Here is a 17,889-nt window from a genome sequence, read left to right as displayed (position 1 = left end):
TTACCGTTGTGGATGATTATAAGGTTACGATTGGAGACGATGTGATGTTTGGTCCTAATGTAACTATAGCTGTGACCAGCCATCCGGTACACCCAGAATTGCGTAAAGAAGGCGGAATGTTTGCACTGCCAGTGGTCATAGAGGATGGGGCGTGGATTGGCAGCGCTGCAATTATTTTACCAGGTGTCACGATCGGAAAGGGCAGTGTCATTGGTGCTGGAAGCGTGGTTACCAAGGATATCCCTGCCAATGTCATTGCAGTAGGGAATCCGTGCAAGGTTCTCCGTGAAATCACAGATCATGACAGAGTATATTACTACAAAAACATGCGTTTCGATCAGGTTGAGTGGTAATGTAATATTTATTGTGAAGGTGAGAAGCATTTTCCCGGCGGCCAATTTCCAGTCGTAATCTTATCTTCCTCCAGCTCGCGCAGCTGATTGGTCAGCATTTTTTGCGTAGTATGAGGGATCAACTTCTTCAATTCACCGAGCCTGGAGCTGTTTTATCACAGGCCCAGGCTTTACATTTAACATTTGATCAGGCTTGCAGCTTACCCGCACGGATATCATCCGTCATACCAGCGTAAGGTGCTTGGGAAATCAATTTTTCGTTGTTTACGCCCGCATTTTCAATGAAGGTAATCTCTGAGAATTCAGAAATTACATATTTCGGATAGGTTTCATACTTTTCACGCGATTCTTCCATCAGTGGAATAAAATCATTTTGATAGCGCACCGTAATTTCGGGATGCTCATGTACCCATTTGGGGAAGAAAGCAACACCGTGCGTACGTTTCTCCTCAAGCATAAAGTTTAGAGAAACGTCAGTACCCGTCGGTTCGGTCCACGATACTTTATATACATTCTCCACTAATTTCACCAAACTCACCTTCTGGTCACGTACCCAGCGCCCGTCTACCATACCACTATGAATGCGGTAATCAATCGTATCTTCATTCTTAATGTAAATTTCGTATTCCCAACCATTCTCATACGTGTAGATTATGTGGCTACCGATAAACTTGTCCATCGTAGATCCTTCTTTCCTTATTATGATTTTGAATTGAATGGGACATGAAATAAATAGAAAAATAAAATATGTAAATATAAACATGTTTTATTTTACATTCGAATTTTAGCACTGTGATATACTAGTGTCAAATACCCTACGGCGTGGAAAGCTACGTTGAAACGTATATTGAGATATGTAAAACGAGTATATTGAAGAGTGAGGTCAAATAGGCGACTATATTAATTAGGGAATGTCTAGCTAAAGCTTACGTTTACGGATTGGTTGAAAAGAGTGGAAAATTTAGAATCGATGTGATTTCATAAAAAACTATGAGATAATGATTTTGGCGGAGACTGACATATGCAGAAATCATGCTCAGATGGGAGTACCTGATCCGCATAAGCACTAGTCCAATAAAATCGATTGTTCTTTTATCTTTCGAAGGATAAAACGACTAAAAGGCAGCCCCTCATTCATCAACATGAAGAGGGGCTTTTGGGGTTTGGATTAACAACAGGATATAAGAACGTAATTATAGCCAACTTCTTACCGAATGTGACGTATGGTGATACTCAATAAGAACCCGACGCAACTTCAGGATTTCCTTAGGCTGCATAGGACCGCTAGGAACTATGCAGTGACGGACTTCGGTCGAACCATGGTTTTTGATGTGACTAATGATAGCGGGAAATCAAAAAAGAACCTGAATGGTTTTATCAGGTTCTTTTATATTGCATATAAAACAGACATGATGATATAATCAGATTACGACTTTTATAAATTTCGTGGACATAATTATTACATCTTACAATTTAAGTTTACCATGCCGGCAAACTCTTGTCAAATGTTTTTTCTCAATTTAATGGTTAGGAGAGATATTGAATGAGTTCTTTGGTTCTCGGTTTTCAGGAAATGGAAAAAACGCAGCTTTTACTTGTTGGCGGAAAAGGGTTAAATTTAGGGGAATTATCAAAAATTGAAGGAATACATGTACCAGAAGGATTTTGTGTTACAACAGTGGGATATCAAAAAGCCATCGAGCAAAACGAAACGTATCATGCTTTGTTGGATCAACTAACCATGCTAAAAGTAGGAGATCGAGATCAAATTGGTGAAATTAGCAGGAAGATTCGACAAATCATTATAGAAGTAGATATTCCTTCCGATGTTGTGCAAGCAGTTACTCACTATCTCTCCCGGTTTGGAGAGGAACATGCTTATGCAGTACGTTCTAGTGCGACTGCTGAAGATTTGCCACATGCCTCTTTTGCTGGTCAACAAGACACCTATTTAAATATCACCGGCAAAGAAGCAATCTTGCAGCATATCAGCAAATGTTGGGCTTCCCTATTTACGGACCGTGCGGTAATCTACCGTATGCAAAATGGATTTGACCACAGTCAGGTTTATTTGTCCGTTATCGTTCAAAGGATGGTTTTCCCACAGGCTTCGGGGATTTTATTTAGCGCTGATCCGATTACTTCCAACCGAAAGCTGCTATCAATTGATGCCAGTTTTGGACTTGGAGAAGCGCTGGTCTCTGGCTTGGTATCTGCCGATTGTTATAAAGTACAGGAAGGGGAAATCGTCGATAAGAGGATAGCAACCAAAAAAATAGCTATCTACGGACGAAAAGAAGGCGGAACAGAGACAAAGCAGATCGATCCTGGTCAGCAAAAGACTCAAACACTTACTGAACAACAAATTTTGCAACTGGCACGCATCGGAAGACAGATCGAAGCTTATTTTGGTTACCCGCAAGATATCGAATGGTGTTTGGTTGATGATACATTTTATATTGTCCAGAGTCGGCCAATCACGACTTTATACCCGATCCCTGAAGTAAATGATCAAGAAAATCACGTTTACGTATCTGTCGGTCACCAACAAATGATGACGGATCCCATGAAACCACTGGGATTGTCTTTTTACCTGTTAATAACTCCTGCACCCATGCGTAAAGCCGGTGGAAGGTTGTTTGTTGATGTTACACATATGCTGGCTTCACCTGTCAGCAGAGAAACTTTCTTAAATACCCTGGGAAAAAACGATCCGCTCATAAAAGACGCATTTATGACCCTAATAGAGCGAGATTTTATTAAATCGTTACCAGATGATAGAAAAGAACTGAGTCCCGGTAATAGCAGTAAAGGGTTGTCGTCTGCAGGTTTTCAAGCACAAATCGAAAACGATCCGGCAATCGTTTCTGATTTGATTAAGAACAGTCAAACATCGATAGAAGAATTAAAACAAAACATCCAAACGAAATCAGGAGCAGATTTATTTGATTTTATTCTGGAAGATCTCCAGGAATTAAAGAAGATCTTATTTGACCCACAAAGTTCAAAGGTTTTTATGACTGCTATGAATGCTTCGTCATGGATCAATGAAAAAATGTACGAGTGGTTAGGTGAAAAAAACGCAGCAGATACGCTTTCTCAATCTGTACCAAACAACATTACTTCGGAAATGGGTCTGGCGCTATTGGATGTCGCAGATGTGATTCGTCCTTATCCAGAAGTCATTGCTTATTTACAACATGTAAAAGATGATAATTTTTTGGATGAACTGGTTAAGTTTGATGGTGGACAGGAAACTCAAGACGCTATCTATGCTTATCTCAACAAATACGGAATGCGATGTGCCGGTGAAATCGATATTTCGAGAACTCGTTGGAGTGAAAAACCAATTACACTTGTCCCCATGATTCTCAGTAATATCAAAAACTTTGAGCCTAATGCTGGCAATCGGAAATTTGAGCAAGGGCGACAGGAAGCTTTAGAAAAAGAACAAGAGTTATTAGATCGATTGAAGCAATTACCGGATGGTGAACAAAAAGCAGAAGAAACAAAACGAGTGATCAGCTTAATCCGGAATTTCATCGGTTATCGTGAATATCCAAAATACGGCATGATTAATCGCTACTTCGTTTATAAGCAGGCTTTACTGAAAGAAGCCGAACAACTCGTACAAGCTAGCGTTATTCATGAAAAAGAAGATATATACTATCTCACTTTTGAAGAACTTCACGAAGTCGTACGCACAAATAAACTGGATTATCAGATCATCAGTAAACGAAAAGACGATTACAAATTATATGAAAAACTAACTCCCCCACGTGTAATCACGTCTGATGGTGAAATCATTGCGGGTGAGTACAAACGAGAAAATCTGCCAGCCGAAGCTATTGTAGGTCTACCTGTTTCTTCCGGAGTTATAGAGGGACGAGCACGTGTCATCTTAAACATGGAAGATGCTGATCTGGAAGATGGAGATATATTAGTCACCTCCTTTACTGACCCTGGATGGACATCATTGTTTGTATCCATTAAAGGCCTGGTCACTGAAGTTGGTGGATTGATGACCCATGGAGCAGTTATCGCACGTGAATATGGGTTGCCAGCAGTTGTCGGAGTGGAGAATGCTACCAAACTGATAAAAGATGGGCAACGAATTCGCGTTCATGGAACAGAAGGGTATATCGAAATATTGTAATGGCTGAATACGTCAAGTAAGAGCCTTTGTCATAATGAACGGCATTAAATGCAACCTGTCATGGATAAAAGGACGGTTACCCTGTTCGTCCTTTTATCTAGCCATCTTAGTTAGGTAATCCCCAAAAAGAAATCAAATGATTTTAATTTGGGGGTTGTACTTTAAGAACTTATTTATTTGATGATCGAAAAAACACAAGGTCAAACCTAATAACTGATATCCTCACATTACTGATATACATAAAAAGTGCAGCTTCATTTAAAGGATACCCAGCAGTATGTGTCTGAGTGTAGGGATGCCTTATTGCTTGGATTATGCCATAATATCTTGCGAAAGCCATTTTTGCACAAATCGAGGGAGGAATGAAAAAATTACTGCATCAAGACGCTCTATGAAGTTGGAAATCGATTATGAAAGGGGCGACCTTTTGAGAGAAATGGTCAAGCCATTATCTCAATGATTTACAGATCCGTTGATTCTAAGTAAGCCTGGTTTGATTTCAAGAATCTGCAGCTCTCCTGTTTGGAGTAGCAGCAGATTCTTTTGATTAGAAAATATACGTGAGGCTTTGTCTTTCTACCATTAATTACGAAGTTCAAGATTTTCTTCGCTCCAATTATACAATCCGCTCAGGATGGGAATGAACTTTTCTCCAAGCTTGGTTAATGAATATTCAACCTTAGGGGGTACTTCAGGATAGACATGCCGCTCAACAAGGCCATCAGCCTCAAGCTCTCGCAATTGTTTGGTTAACATGGCCTGAGTGATGTCATCAATTTCCCTGTTTAGTTCTCCGAATCTTCTTGTCCCGGAGCTTAGTAACCACAGGATGATAATCTTCCATTTGCCGCCTATTATTTTTTGGAGGGTGTTCATGCTGCATGGGTTATTTATCGATTGTTCTTTTTCCATAAAAACAGGTCTCCTATAGTATGTTTTTTTAAATGTACAGCCTTAAATACGTGTACCTGATAATAAAAATTATAACATTACAATATATAAATAAGAATATGAGACATTATACTGGCAAGCAATAATGCGGTAGAATCACATTACTATCATTAAGGGTAGTATATACGAAAAAGGGTAGTACTTGTGCATCTGAAGTGTAGGGGCTACGCTTTTGTCGTAAGTAAGAGGTTTGTGATTTTATTGAATGTGAAAATGGTCACAATATTTTTCTGCTGTTAATTTGACTATTTATCACAAGCAAAGAGAGTTTCACACACAGGGAGGAATTTAAATGACTTTAAAGTATCCAGATTTGTTTAAACCCTTTAATATTGGCAGATGCAGAATTAAAAACCGGGTGGTTATGTCTCCTATGCATCTGACAGGCCGTATGAATGATAATGGCACAATAAGCGATGTTGCGATTGATTACTACGAGGAACGCGCTAAAGGTGGAGCAGGCCTGATTATTACAGGCGGCAATGTTCCGGATGTTGATTTGGAATTGAGTCCGATTACGCATACCCCATTTAAGCATCCAGATGCATTTTTAAGCCAAACCAAAAAATTGGCTGACAAAGTCCATGCGTATGATACCAAACTGTTTGTTCAGGTTGGCATGGGGGCTGGACGGGTGATGTTTCCTGATGCGATGGACCCGATTATGAATAATACCCCTGTTGCCCCGTCCGCCATCCCCAATCGCTGGGATCCTTCAATTATGTGCCGAGAAACTACCAGTGATGAACACAAGCGTATTGTAGCATCCCTTATTGAAGCCGCAGTTCTGGTTAAAAGGTCCGGTGCCGATGGGATTGACATTGCAGGGATTTATGGTGGATATCTTACAGACCAGTACGCAACCAAAGTATTTAATCTGAGAACAGATGAATATGGTTTTGAGCAGAATGGACAAATTAAAATGATTGTCGATACGATCAAAGGGATCAAATACGCTTGTGGAGAAAATTTCCCTATCTCTGTTCGGGTAACACCGAAGCATTACATGAAAGGAATCAGGCAAGGAGCATTGCCGGGAGAAGTTTTTAAAGAGGTTGGCCGTGATATTGAAGAAACCATTGCATTAACCAAGCAAATTGAAGCCGTTGGTGCAGACGCAGTATTAATAGGCAATGGATCATATGATTCCTTTTACTGGCTGTATCCCCCTATGTATCAAAAGGATGGATTATGGCTTGAAGATGCCCAAAAAATCCGTGAAGCAGTTCATATTCCGGTGATTTGTCCTGGGAAAATAACAACACCCGATTTGGCCAATGAGGCAATTAAATCAGGAATGATTGATGCGGTGGCTATAGGCAGATCAATGCTTGCAGATGCGGAATGGGCCAATAAAGCCAAGGCCGGGAGGGATGATGACATTCGCCCGTGTATCGGGTGCGAAACAGGATGCATTGGGCGGATTTTTTCCGGAGAGCCTCTAACCTGTGCGGTGAACCCGGCTTTGTTTTATGAAAAATCCGATCCTGTTATTCCTGCTTTAGAAAAAAAATCAATTGCCATCATCGGCGGTGGAATAGCCGGGATGGAAACTGCAAGAGTGGCCAAAATGAGAGGACATCATGTGGATTTGTTTGAGAAAGAGGATAAATTAGGCGGGGCGATTATTGCAGCTGCAGTTCCGGACTTTAAAGATGCGGATCGGCGCTTACTGGAATGGTATGAAAGAAGCCTGAAACAATTAGGGGTTAATGTCCATTTCAACAGTAAGATGGATATGGACAAAGTCAGAGCATTGCATGCCGACGAGATCGTCATCGCAGCTGGGGCTACTCCAAGAATACCACCTATTAAAGATTTAAATCGGGATGAAGCCGTAACAGCCATTGACATTCTTCTTGGCAAGAAAGAAGCGGGTGAGAAGTGTGTAGTGATTGGCGGAGGACAGGTGGGCTGTGAGCTTGCCGTGTGGCTGCAGCAAAAAGGGAAACAGGTCACCATCGTTGAAATGTTGGGAGAGCTTATGGCAGGCGGAGTAGAGCAGATCCCGATTCCCAATAGACTGATGATGATTGATATGGTAACGTACAATAAAGTTGATGTGAAGCTTAACTCCAAAGTTGAAAGTGTTGCAGGTAAATACGTAACATTACAAACTCCGGATGGAACGGAAACGCTTGAGGCGGATACGGTCATTATCTCGGCGGGGTTTGTCTCCAATGATTCTTTGTATAACATGATTAATGAAGAACTGCCCGTCAAGGTCTGGAACATTGGCGATTCCAAAATGCCGACCAATATACAGTATGCTGTTCGTGACGGGTATGCCATAGGAAAGGCTATATAAACAGTAGTAATTACAGGTAAAAACACCCCACATTGTTGAGTGAATATACGTCATTCACTTAAGTAACGAGGGGTGTTTTCTTGTTAGAGAGAACTAAAACGGAGGTTGTTACTATAACGTTCTTGTGCTGGTTCTTTTGCTTCTGCGGCCTTCCTCATCGAAATGGTCAATGGCATACTGCAAGTCATCCAGCATTTTTTGTTTATTCTCAGGGAACTTTCCTTCGATGGATACAGAAGCCGTATGGTGAGACAATATATAAGTGTCCGTATCCAAATGCTCGATAAAAGTTTTAATTCTTTTGTTCGCTCTAATTCAGTGGATTCCGCAAATTCTCCCCTCTGGGCAGCATGATACAAATCGGTCCCTGGGAAAAGTGTCAAGGATCCTGAACCGGTAAAAGTTGGTTTAAGCTGATTATAGGTTTTAGCCGTGGCAATAGCGTGAGCCTCACCCGTTTGCACCAAGTATAAGCTTTGCGCCTTTCTCAGCTAACAACTTTACGGTAGCTTCCCCGATTCCTGAACTTGCGCCTGTAATTATTACCACTTTATTTTCAATTGCCATTTTGTTTTTCGTCCTTTCAAAAATATATTGATGGTATTTTAAAGTTAGTGTCATGGCTAAAACCTTAGTCAAGTATAAGTTTTACTAAGATTGTTGTATTATTGTACCCATTCATAAGTTACTTTTAATGATGTCTATCCACTCTCAATTCCTTACTTTTACGTTAAATCGATTGTTACTTCAAATTCTCGTTAAAGAATGCTTCCAACTTATCAAATGGGATCACATCCGTTTTGTCGTAAAGATCTACGTGTCCCGCATTGGGAACGGTATGCAGCTCTTTTGGTTCTGCCGCCATTTCGTAAGCATCTTCACTAAAGTAACGCGAATGAGCATGCTCGCCTATAATAAACAAAATTGGTCGTGGTGAAATCGATTTAATGTACGTAAGCAGAGGAAAGTTCATAAATGACATGCTGCTTGTTACGGTAAATTGAGTAATTGAGTTTGGGTGGTATCCGCGAGGCGTAGAATAGAACTCACCAAACTCGCGCCCAATGGAGTCTGTATTTTCATCAAATCCAATAGGGGCTCCTCGATCGGTCAGCGTTGGAGGGTTACCCGCAAACTCCGCGTAGCGCTGCTCGGCAATTGCATCGAGTATGCTGTTGCGCTTCTCTTCGGTAACCTACATAATCAACAGCTGCACTGAAATCTTCTACGAATAGATCAGGCGAAGAAAGGTGCCGTGGCTCTCCGCCACTGTATCCGTTGTATGATGGGTCAAATGCAAGAGCCACGAAACCACGCTCTGCCATGTTCTGAGCATAAATACCCGAACCTTGTTCTTTAACACCACCATAGGGAGCACCTATAATTACGGCTGCATGTCTTTTTGACTCATCAAAGTCTTTCGGCAAGTAGAGATCCGCCGCAAGTTTGATTCCAAACCGATTATTGTATAAAACTGATCTTCTTGTTACCTTATCGCTTAACTCGAAAATATAATTTGACATATTTGAATAACCTCCTTTTATGCAAAATATAAACTACGATTGATGTTTTCGCGACATCTGTCTATAATTTATAGCCTAAATATAAGCAATGCAAGGCATAGAAATCGTTAATTCAACCGAATTTGTTGTTTACACAACAGATAAACAAAAATTGTCGACTATCTCAAGGAAGGTATGGTGTTCATAACATGGTAAAAGTGGATAGAAGAATTGTGAGAACTCAAGAAGCAATAAAAAAAGCATTTCTCGAATTGATGTCAGAAAAAAATTTCGATACCATTACTATTCAGGATATTTCTGACAGGGCTAATATTAACCGTGCAACTGTTTATCTACATTACTTGGATAAATTTGATCTGTTGGACAAGATCATAGAAGAACATATTCATAACATGGCTAATCTTTGTGAGTTGGAAGCTGAGTTGGAATGGATTGAATCGACTGTACACTGCATGGAATATCTTGAAAATAATTATTTATTTTTTTCGACGATGTTGGCGAGTGAAGGAGCTCCATATTTTCGCAGCCGGTTTGTCCAACATAATATCGAAGAATTCAAAAAAGACGTAGATGTAACAAAAGGCAAAAATCTCGGTCAAAATGAAGATGTAGTTATCGAATTTGTTGCAAATGCTTACGTGGGCGTAGTGGAATGGTGGCTAAAAAACGGGATGCCTTATCCACCAAAGGAAATGGCAGAAAAAGTGGGGGATTTATTAGAAAGGATTATATAAATTTAACGCGGCAAAAACTCTCAAATTTCTTAAGAATAGAGGAGAATAATATTTCCTTTATCTTCAACAAAAATGTTGTATGTGAGTAGAGGCGCATAATAGGTGTTTGCAAGACAAGAACTTAGTATCAACGTCGTTATTTTCAGCAGCTTTTTGTTACACAGCATCAAGTTTTTGTCCCGTGCCAAGAACAAAATCTTGGTGCATGCCTTTACCGTAAAGGACAAAAACGTGGTGCTATTGCCGAGTTCGACAAACACATTTTGCTCAAGAGGGCGTGAACCGGAAATATTCGTATATAGCCCGTTTCTGCAAGACAAGTTGTTCCAAAATTTCACCTGTTCGTATTGGCCGTATTTACAGGGACGATGTTTAGTCAATACAAGCCTTCCCTAAATTTCTTCCGATAGTTCGATGGATTGACTCCGAAGTAGCTGGAGAATTGCTGGGAGAAATAGTCTGGCGAATTGAAACCAACGGCAAGAGCAATATCGGCAATGGGCCGCATGGTATACATAAGTAATTTTTCTGCCTGTTTCAATCGATGTTTCTTCAACGTTTCCATGATGGAATCTCCGACCTGTTCCCTGAACAAATGAGACAGCCGGGACGGGGATAAACACACCTTGTTGGCAAGTTCCTCGATAAGGATATTTTCCATGTAATACCAAGATACGATATCCAGCACTTCTTGAACGCGCGAATCCAGTTTTTTATTGACTTTATTTTGACTGGCGACCAACAGAATCACTTCTTCTAGCGCGTTTAATGTCAGCTCATCCCACAAAATGGAATCCCCATTTAGCCTGTAGGAGATAACTCTCCAAAAGGCTGATTCAATGACTCTCCGGGAACTCTCATTGTCGATGTGGAGGTGAAAAATGGGCCCATCCGTGTTGCTGGACGGTATCCAGTCCATCCAGGTTAGACGGGGGATGAAGTGAGCCCACAATTTTTCCCAAACATGCCCTTCATCGGTGAAGTATTCCTGCACGGATCCGGGAGATAAAAGGGTCAAAGTCCCCGCTGTACAGCTTAGATATCCTCTACCTCCATTATTGATACTTCCTTTTCCCGATAAAGTATATATGATTAGCCAATCTTTGGTTCCTTGCGGACGGTAACAGGTGTAACCATAGGGTTGAATATAATGGTCGGATACGAGAATACCGGGAGGATGCGTGTATTGCTGTTGCACAGAAAACATAGCAGGATCGTCAGGGTTGTTAGCCATATCCTCATTCCTTTCGTTGCTCTCCTTATTCTAAAATAATATACGAGAACCACATAATATGAAAGCGTTTAATATCACTTGGTATAAGGAGTGAACTGCATGTCGAATCAACAGCAGGGTAGGAGAATACTTCAACTTGTAGGGAAGTGGAAATACGCACTGGATCCTCAGGATGTCGGCGAAACCGAACATTGGTACGAGTCCTTTGTTTCCGGATCGAAGGGCCTGGTAACACTCCCTGGTACACTGTCAGACAATGGGATTGGAGAAACCCAGGAATGGGGCGAAGGGATGGATCGAGAGTCCATCCGGTATCTGCGTCAGCGTCATTCTTATATTGGATCAGCATGGTACGAATACGAAACAAACGTGCCTGCTGAATGGGCAGAAAAACGTTTTACAATTTTTCTTGAACGCGTGATGTTCCAATCCACCTTGTGGGTAAACGGTCAGCTTGCCGGACAGCAAGACAGTTTGTCGGTGCCACACGAATATGACGTGAGCTCATTGATTCAGCCTGGGAAGAAGAACCGGTTCACCATCCGGATCGATAATCGTGACGTTCAGAATCTGGGCAATCATTCGAGCGCTTATACGGAAGAAACTCAAACGATATGGAACGGGATCATTGGCCGAATTGAGCTTCATGCCTTAGAGCCGTTCTGGATCAATAATGTACAGATTTTCCCTCGATCGGATCTACGCTCAGTTGTAGTGAGGGGCACATGTCATAATGCAACAGATGCCGAAGCTCATGCAAATTTGCGAATATCCGTATACATCAAACATGGATTAGCTCCACATGAAGGGCCTGAGATGCAAAAAAGAATACATGTCTCCGCTTCATCCTCCGAAAACTTTGAATGGGAATATGTTATGGGTGAAAATCCCTTGTTATGGGACGAATTCAACCCCAATATCTATGAGATGTGGATGGAAGGAAACATTTTTCTTGGAGAACATAAACAGATTCGAATTGCGGAAAATCGGACATTTGGATTGCGGTGCTTTTATGGAAAGGGAAGAACATTGCAAATTAATGGAAGGGCGGTCTTTTTGCGAGGCACCCTGGAATGCTGCATTTTTCCGCTGACAGGTTATCCTCCGATGGACATTGAATCATGGCTAAAGCTGCTTCGGACCGCAAAGGACTATGGATTGAACCATATCCGTTTTCACTCCTGGTGCCCACCCGAAGCGGCATTCGAAGCTGCCGATCGATTGGGGTTCTACCTGCAAGTCGAATGTCCCATGTGGATGGATACGTGGAATATGGCTGTTGGGAAGCATTCCGAGCACTACGCTTACTTGCCTCAGGAGGCTCGCCGAATCACGCATATCTACGGGAATCATCCCTCGTTTTGCATTTACAGTAACGGAAATGAACTGAACGGAGACTTTGATCTGCTGCATTGGATGGTAGACGACTTGAAATCGCTCGATGACAGGCGGTTATACACGCTTACCACGAACTGGGATCGGCAGCTTGACTTGGCGGATGACCTTTTCATCGCCCAATCGGTCGATGGTATTGGTGTTCGTGGACAATATTTCCCTGAAGAATTCGCCGGATCTACTCTACTTGACTTCCGAGACGCTGTAGCCAAGCGACCTGTACCCGTTATATCTCATGAAGTGGGACAATATGCTGTATACCCGGACGTGCGAGAAGTGGAGAAGTACAGCGGAACATTACGTCCAGTCAATCTGGAGGTCATCCACGCAGATATGAAAAAACGGGGCCTGCTAGGAGACCTTCCTCAATTCGTCCACGGTACGGGGATGCTTGCGCTGCAATTATATCGCGATGAGATCGAAGCCGCACTGCGTACGCCGAGTCTTGGAGGATTTCAATTGCTGGATTTGCACGATTTCCCTGGTCAGAGCACCGCTACTGTGGGCATCCTCAATGCATTCTGGGAATCGAAGGGCTTGATCGAACCCCATAAATTCCGAGAATTTTGCGGACCAACCGTGCTGCTGCTTCGAATGCCCAAACGGATTTACATGAACGCCGAGTTGTTTACGGCAGAGATAAGCATTGCCCATTTCGCTGCAAGGGATATTCCGCCTTCCTCCATCCAATGGACAATTCAGGATGGAGAAGGTCGCATCCTCGATCAAGGTTCTCTACAGACAGACACAATTCCTCTTGGTTCAGGTCAACCATTAGGCCGCTTGGTGTCGCACGCACCACATCGAATTCAGAAAAGTGACAGATTGACGGTATCATTGGAATTAGCGGGTAGCGAAGTACGAAACGAATGGACGTTCTGGGTTTACGAATGCATCGGGAAGGAGCTGGAACCTCCTCGGGGAATTATGGTGAAACGAAGTCTGGACGAAGAAATGGAGCAAAGCCTGGTGGAGGGAGGACGCGTCCTATTTCTGGCCAAGGATGGTGAATTAAGAAACGCGACCCCTGGGAAGTTCTATCCGGTATTTTGGAGTCCGGTGCACTTTGCGACTGAAGATCCGTGCGGCATTATCGTTCAACCTGCTCACCCGGCATTGAACGACTTCCCGACCAAGGAATACGCAGAATATCCATGGAAGGACCTGCTAGATCGGTCCGTATCGCTTGAGGTTAACGATGATTTGCCTTTCAACCCGATCGTTCAGGTCATACCCAATTTTTATCACAACCGAAAACTGACGAACCTTGCGGAATATAACATCGGGAAGGGCAAGCTAATTATCTGCGGAATCGATATTGAGGATGATTTGGACAGTCGGCCTGTCGCAACGCAACTCCGCAGAAGCTTATTAGGCTATATGTCCTCGGATTCTTTTGCCCCCAAAGAGTCTATGGACATGCATGAGCTTCGCCAATTGCTCGAGAAGAAAGCGCCCCCTGCTGTAACAGGAGCCCCCAGATCCTTTCCGGAGTATGAGCTTGCCGACGGGAAAATAGCATCAAGCGATAGCGTAAGCGATGGCAACCATGATGCTATGAACGGAAATGACGGCATCGATCAGACGTACTGGCTGGCAAAGGACGATCTTCCAGGCCACTGGTGGCAGGTGGATTTGATGAAAGAACGTTCCATCACGGGAACCAAAGTAAAGTTTCATCAGGGAGGTAACTTCCTTTATGTGATTCAGGTTTCAAGTGATGAAATCGAATGGAGCGTCGTATCGAACCAGACTGGACAGACATCAAATGAGCAAACACGTATTGATCGCTTTGAAACGAAGGGGCGGTATGTGAGAATCGTATACAACGGATTGCCAAAAGGAGTTAGGGCGGGACATTATGCGTTTGAGGTGTACGGCAGTTAAATACCTAGAAATGAAAATCCTGGTGTATGCAATGGCGGGCTGCAAGTGTGGGGAATGAGCCTGGTGTCTCGAAAGAATTCCGAAAAAAAACAAAATATGTTTTTGAGAAAAAGAACGTCACCGCTTTGGTGTCGACTTTTTCTCAGGGGAGGTGAATGAAAAACGATTTATGTATTAATCTTTAATTTGAGTCGAATGGGTGCACGGTTTACATGTCAGCGCAGGAACTCCTTTATTCGAAAGCATGGAAGCATAAAATTAATGATTCTCTTTAAAATAATTAATGACAGGCAAAAAGGAGGATTGGATTAGATTGATCGTTTCTCCGTTAGCATTCTTCGTCTTGGCGATTCTTCTGTCGATGTTAATGTCCATCTGCATAGCCCTCCTTAAAAAATATCTAACAGTTTCATGATTTACGTTGGATATTGAACAAAATGCGCCAGATTAGCGATTGGACTCGCCAATATACTTCATATAATAATCATTAAGTTTTATTTATTCAACAAATGTTGGATGATGAAGAGAAAGAATGTGAAAAAGAAGGGATGATGGCTTGAAAACAGATTGGTCACAGCAATCCGCATTATGATATCAAATATTTATGAAAAAAAGTTAAAGACTGCGATAATAACGAGACTTAGAGACTACATTATAAAATCATGTCTACAAACAACACAAACAAAAAATAACACAAAATATTTGACGTCATGTAATTTATATTGTATATTAAGTTACGTAATGAAATTTAAATTCAAGGGAGGACAACTTCATGTCACTGGAAATTGTACAAGCCAAATTAGAATTAAGGGAACTGGTTGATGCTTACGCAAATCTGACAGATGAGAAAAAAATCGAGGAGCAAATGCTTTTATTTACGCCTGATGGCCGCTATACGGTTTACGTAGGTGAGCGTTTACTGTCCGAGGTTATAGGAACCAAACAATTGGGTGAGGATTTCACGAGCCATGCTTCACAAGTAAAACGTTATTTCTCCATTAACGGACAACACGTTGTGAAAGTGGATGGAGATACTGCAACAGGTGTTGTATTCTCCCAGATTAAAATGGTGAGAGATGAAGATGGCAAAGAAGTTATTACTGACTATAGTGTTAGATATGATGATGTATATGTACGTCAAAATGGAGCTTGGCTAATAAAGGAACGTACTGCAAACTTTATAATTTTTGACGCAAGACCATTGCAAGGTTAATATAGTATTCAATTTCATGATGTAATGTTTATAAATGACGGGATCGTTATACAAACGATCCCGTCATTTTTTTATGAATATTATTTCATTCAGAGTGTAAACTAAATGTCGGTCCCATGACGTTGAATCATTCTGCTTCATTACATGACAGGCTATGGCTACTCGCCAATAAATTGTTGATCGTTTATAATAAGAGGGAGTGATACCAATTTAAAAATCTCTGATCGAGGGGTTTGAAATATGAATTTCCAACGAGCAAGATCTAAAGACCAGATTCAAGACAGAATTCAAGAAATTATTAAAGCAGCATCCATGATTTATGACTCTGAAGGTTATGAAGAACTAAATTTCACCAAGATTTCGGAATATACTAAATTTACAAGACCTAATATTTATAAGTATTTCAAAACTAAAGAAGAAATTCTTCTATTGATTTTGAATAAGGATCTGAAGTCCTGGATTTCAACGCTAAGTAAGTCTTTTCAAATTAACAAACTATACTCTATTTATGAGATTGGAGAAATTTGGACGGACACACTAATTGAGCATGAACGGTTAATTAAATTGCATGCTATTCTTTATACAACAATTGAAAAAAATGTTTCCTTGGAAGCACTTGCTGAATTTGAAAAAAGTTCTATAGAAATTAACTCCACGATAACATCCTTGGTAAGCCAGCTTTTCCCAAAAGCAAGCAATGATAGTATTATGAACTTTATTTATGCTGCTACTACACTGGCTTTTGGATTATATCCTATGACTAAATTAAGTGAACTGCAAAAAGAAGCCATTAAGTTATCTGGTTCGATTTATACCGCTCCTGATTTCAAAAAAACTTATATCGCTTCCCTATATCAACTAATGTATTGCTTAGAACATTCTATTGAAATCAAAGAACTTTAAGCATTTAAAGCTGCACGATTTAAGCTTAAACCATAAATGAAGTAAAGCTACTGAAATAGCGGCTTTTTTTGTTGCGGACAAATCAAGGAAGAACCCAGCTTTTTATTGAGCCGGGTTCTTTAACATTGCACCAGTTTCTTTTTTTGTTTTCTTAAAATATATAGGATTCACCATCATCGGGCACTAAAACATTAGAGGAGATTCCTTTTTCTTCAATGAAGCCTTTTAATTCTTTTCTCGATAATGCCCAGTGATTTACAGCTTCCATATGGCTAACGATAATTTTTGCTTCCGTGCTCGCCTTTGGTTTTAACGAATTGTATTGTTAAAAAGTTGTGCTCTTCTGTATATTCAAAGATTGATGCTCCGAATCTCCACGCCGGATGTTGCTACCAACAATCCCTCCTAATATAATTAGGACTCCAATCCACTGAGGTAAACCTACATGTTCTCCTAGCACCAGAGAGGACATTAAAATCGCCATCGGCAGTTCAGAAGCTGTCAGAATGGTACCCATTCCTGATCCAACATGAGGCATTCCAATGGAGTACAAGAGAGGTGGAAGAACAACTCCAAATACACCAAGAAGCAATCCATAAGAACTCAATCCTGTTAACACATCAAAGTTAAACAAAAATGTTGGCGGAAATACGACAAAAACGGTTATGACAGCTCCGGTAGAAAGAAGAGCGCTTTTTAATATAGGTGGAGTACCTTTTTCAACAGAGCCACTCAGAAAAATGAACATTGCAAAGGATAACGCAGCTAAAAATCCCCAAATGGTTCCTTGCCATGAAAGAGTTACACTTTTCTGAAACATGACATTTGCAGCTAAAACGGAACCAATCAGAAGTACTCCGATGGATATAAGTTTCTTCTTCGTCGGCCTTCTCTTCTGGAATACCCACTCATAAAGTGTCCCAACCCAAACAAATTGGAATAAAAGAACAATGGCCAGAGAAGCATTTAAGGTTTGTAAAGATTGATAATAAAATAGACCTGTCAAACCAAACGGAATTCCCGATAGTACTAGCTTTGAAGTTTGTTTATAAGTTAATTTTTTCTTTTTCGTAAATAAAACCGCAATCCAACTCAGTACTGTACCAAACAAATATTGCGCACCCGTTACCTCTGTTACTGTAAAACCTGCAGAGTACGCCAACTTAACAAAGGTTGACAATATCCCGTAACAGCAACCTCCCAAGAAAACAATGAATGCATAATGCCACAGT

The 17,889-nt window shown here is 41.2% G+C and carries 14 protein-coding genes and 3 pseudogenes; 7 read left to right on the top strand and 10 right to left on the bottom strand.

Features of this window, described 5'->3' with window-relative positions; all coding sequences use genetic code 11:
- Positions 1-8 precede the first annotated feature (8 nt).
- Positions 9-353: a DapH/DapD/GlmU-related protein gene (locus BAZ21_RS30065; RefSeq protein WP_305119267.1), complete on the top strand. Its 345-nt coding sequence runs from the start codon at positions 9-11 to the stop codon at positions 351-353.
- Between the two features lie 56 nt (positions 354-409).
- On the opposite strand, the pseudogene BAZ21_RS29620 reads toward BAZ21_RS30065, so the two are convergent.
- Together BAZ21_RS29620 and BAZ21_RS12930 are read right to left on the bottom strand one after the other, a co-directional pair.
- Positions 410-502, bottom strand: a pseudogene (locus BAZ21_RS29620) (winged helix-turn-helix transcriptional regulator); the annotation flags it as partial.
- A gap of 38 nt (positions 503-540) precedes the next feature.
- The gene (locus BAZ21_RS12930) at positions 541-1,032 is read right to left on the bottom strand and encodes a phenolic acid decarboxylase (protein ID WP_068501011.1); all 492 of its coding nucleotides are present in this window, start codon (positions 1,030-1,032) and stop codon (positions 541-543) included.
- A gap of 864 nt (positions 1,033-1,896) precedes the next feature.
- On the opposite strand from BAZ21_RS12930, the gene ppsA reads away from it, so the two are divergent.
- Complete coding sequence (gene ppsA / locus BAZ21_RS12920; protein WP_068501003.1) at positions 1,897-4,509, top strand: phosphoenolpyruvate synthase; 2,613 nt, start codon at positions 1,897-1,899, stop codon at positions 4,507-4,509.
- 582 nt (positions 4,510-5,091) lie between these two features.
- On the opposite strand, the gene BAZ21_RS12915 is transcribed toward ppsA, so the two are convergent.
- Positions 5,092-5,421 (bottom strand): winged helix-turn-helix transcriptional regulator, encoded by a 330-nt coding sequence (locus BAZ21_RS12915; protein WP_068501000.1) that lies wholly within the window; start codon positions 5,419-5,421, stop codon positions 5,092-5,094.
- Positions 5,422-5,752: 331 nt separating this feature from the next.
- Between BAZ21_RS12915 and BAZ21_RS12910 the strand changes: the two genes are divergently transcribed.
- Positions 5,753-7,768: an oxidoreductase gene (locus BAZ21_RS12910; RefSeq protein WP_068500997.1), complete on the top strand. Its 2,016-nt coding sequence runs from the start codon at positions 5,753-5,755 to the stop codon at positions 7,766-7,768.
- A gap of 111 nt (positions 7,769-7,879) precedes the next feature.
- On the opposite strand, the gene BAZ21_RS28980 is transcribed toward BAZ21_RS12910, so the two are convergent.
- The 4 genes and pseudogenes from BAZ21_RS28980 to BAZ21_RS29385 all read right to left on the bottom strand — a co-directional run bounded on the left by BAZ21_RS28980 (position 7,880) and on the right by BAZ21_RS29385 (position 9,291).
- On the bottom strand, positions 7,880-8,044 hold the full coding sequence (locus BAZ21_RS28980) for a hypothetical protein (protein WP_176718149.1): 165 nt from the start codon (positions 8,042-8,044) through the stop codon (positions 7,880-7,882).
- Between the two features lie 183 nt (positions 8,045-8,227).
- Positions 8,228-8,335: pseudogene (locus tag BAZ21_RS27905) on the bottom strand (SDR family NAD(P)-dependent oxidoreductase); the annotation flags it as partial.
- A gap of 175 nt (positions 8,336-8,510) precedes the next feature.
- Positions 8,511-8,741, bottom strand: coding sequence for an alpha/beta hydrolase (locus BAZ21_RS29390; RefSeq protein ID WP_218061426.1), 231 nt, complete (start codon positions 8,739-8,741; stop codon positions 8,511-8,513).
- Between the two features lie 151 nt (positions 8,742-8,892).
- Positions 8,893-9,291 carry an alpha/beta hydrolase gene (locus tag BAZ21_RS29385; protein ID WP_218061425.1) on the bottom strand — a complete coding sequence of 133 codons (399 nt, stop codon included), beginning with the start codon at positions 9,289-9,291 and terminating at the stop codon, positions 8,893-8,895.
- 188 nt (positions 9,292-9,479) lie between these two features.
- On the opposite strand from BAZ21_RS29385, the gene BAZ21_RS12900 reads away from it, so the two are divergent.
- On the top strand, positions 9,480-10,025 hold the full coding sequence (locus BAZ21_RS12900) for a TetR-like C-terminal domain-containing protein (RefSeq protein WP_068500990.1): 546 nt from the start codon (positions 9,480-9,482) through the stop codon (positions 10,023-10,025).
- 376 nt (positions 10,026-10,401) lie between these two features.
- On the opposite strand, the gene BAZ21_RS12890 is transcribed toward BAZ21_RS12900, so the two are convergent.
- Positions 10,402-11,259: a helix-turn-helix domain-containing protein gene (locus tag BAZ21_RS12890; protein ID WP_068500985.1), complete on the bottom strand. Its 858-nt coding sequence runs from the start codon at positions 11,257-11,259 to the stop codon at positions 10,402-10,404.
- 99 nt (positions 11,260-11,358) lie between these two features.
- Here BAZ21_RS12890 and BAZ21_RS12885 point away from each other — a divergent pair, with 99 nt between their 5' ends.
- From BAZ21_RS12885 to BAZ21_RS12875, 3 genes are all read left to right on the top strand, one after another.
- Complete coding sequence (locus tag BAZ21_RS12885) at positions 11,359-14,541, top strand: sugar-binding domain-containing protein (protein WP_068500982.1); 3,183 nt, start codon at positions 11,359-11,361, stop codon at positions 14,539-14,541.
- A 772-nt stretch (positions 14,542-15,313) separates the two neighbouring features.
- Positions 15,314-15,754, top strand: a complete 441-nt coding sequence (locus BAZ21_RS12880) for a nuclear transport factor 2 family protein (RefSeq protein WP_068500980.1) — start codon at positions 15,314-15,316, stop codon at positions 15,752-15,754.
- A gap of 240 nt (positions 15,755-15,994) precedes the next feature.
- The gene (locus BAZ21_RS12875; protein ID WP_068500976.1) at positions 15,995-16,657 is read left to right on the top strand and encodes a TetR/AcrR family transcriptional regulator; all 663 of its coding nucleotides are present in this window, start codon (positions 15,995-15,997) and stop codon (positions 16,655-16,657) included.
- Positions 16,658-16,808: 151 nt separating this feature from the next.
- On the opposite strand, the pseudogene BAZ21_RS29615 reads toward BAZ21_RS12875, so the two are convergent.
- Positions 16,809-16,961, bottom strand: a pseudogene (locus tag BAZ21_RS29615) (MBL fold metallo-hydrolase); the annotation flags it as partial.
- Positions 16,962-16,982: 21 nt separating this feature from the next.
- Entirely contained in the window at positions 16,983-17,888 is a 906-nt protein-coding gene (locus BAZ21_RS12870) for an EamA family transporter (protein ID WP_068500973.1), read from the bottom strand.
- Position 17,889 lies beyond the last annotated feature (1 nt).

It is taken from the genome of Paenibacillus kribbensis (assembly GCF_001705305.1).
GTDB classification, from domain to species: Bacteria; Bacillota; Bacilli; order Paenibacillales; family Paenibacillaceae; genus Paenibacillus; species Paenibacillus kribbensis_B.
This window is presented reverse-complemented; position numbering and strand designations above follow the sequence as displayed.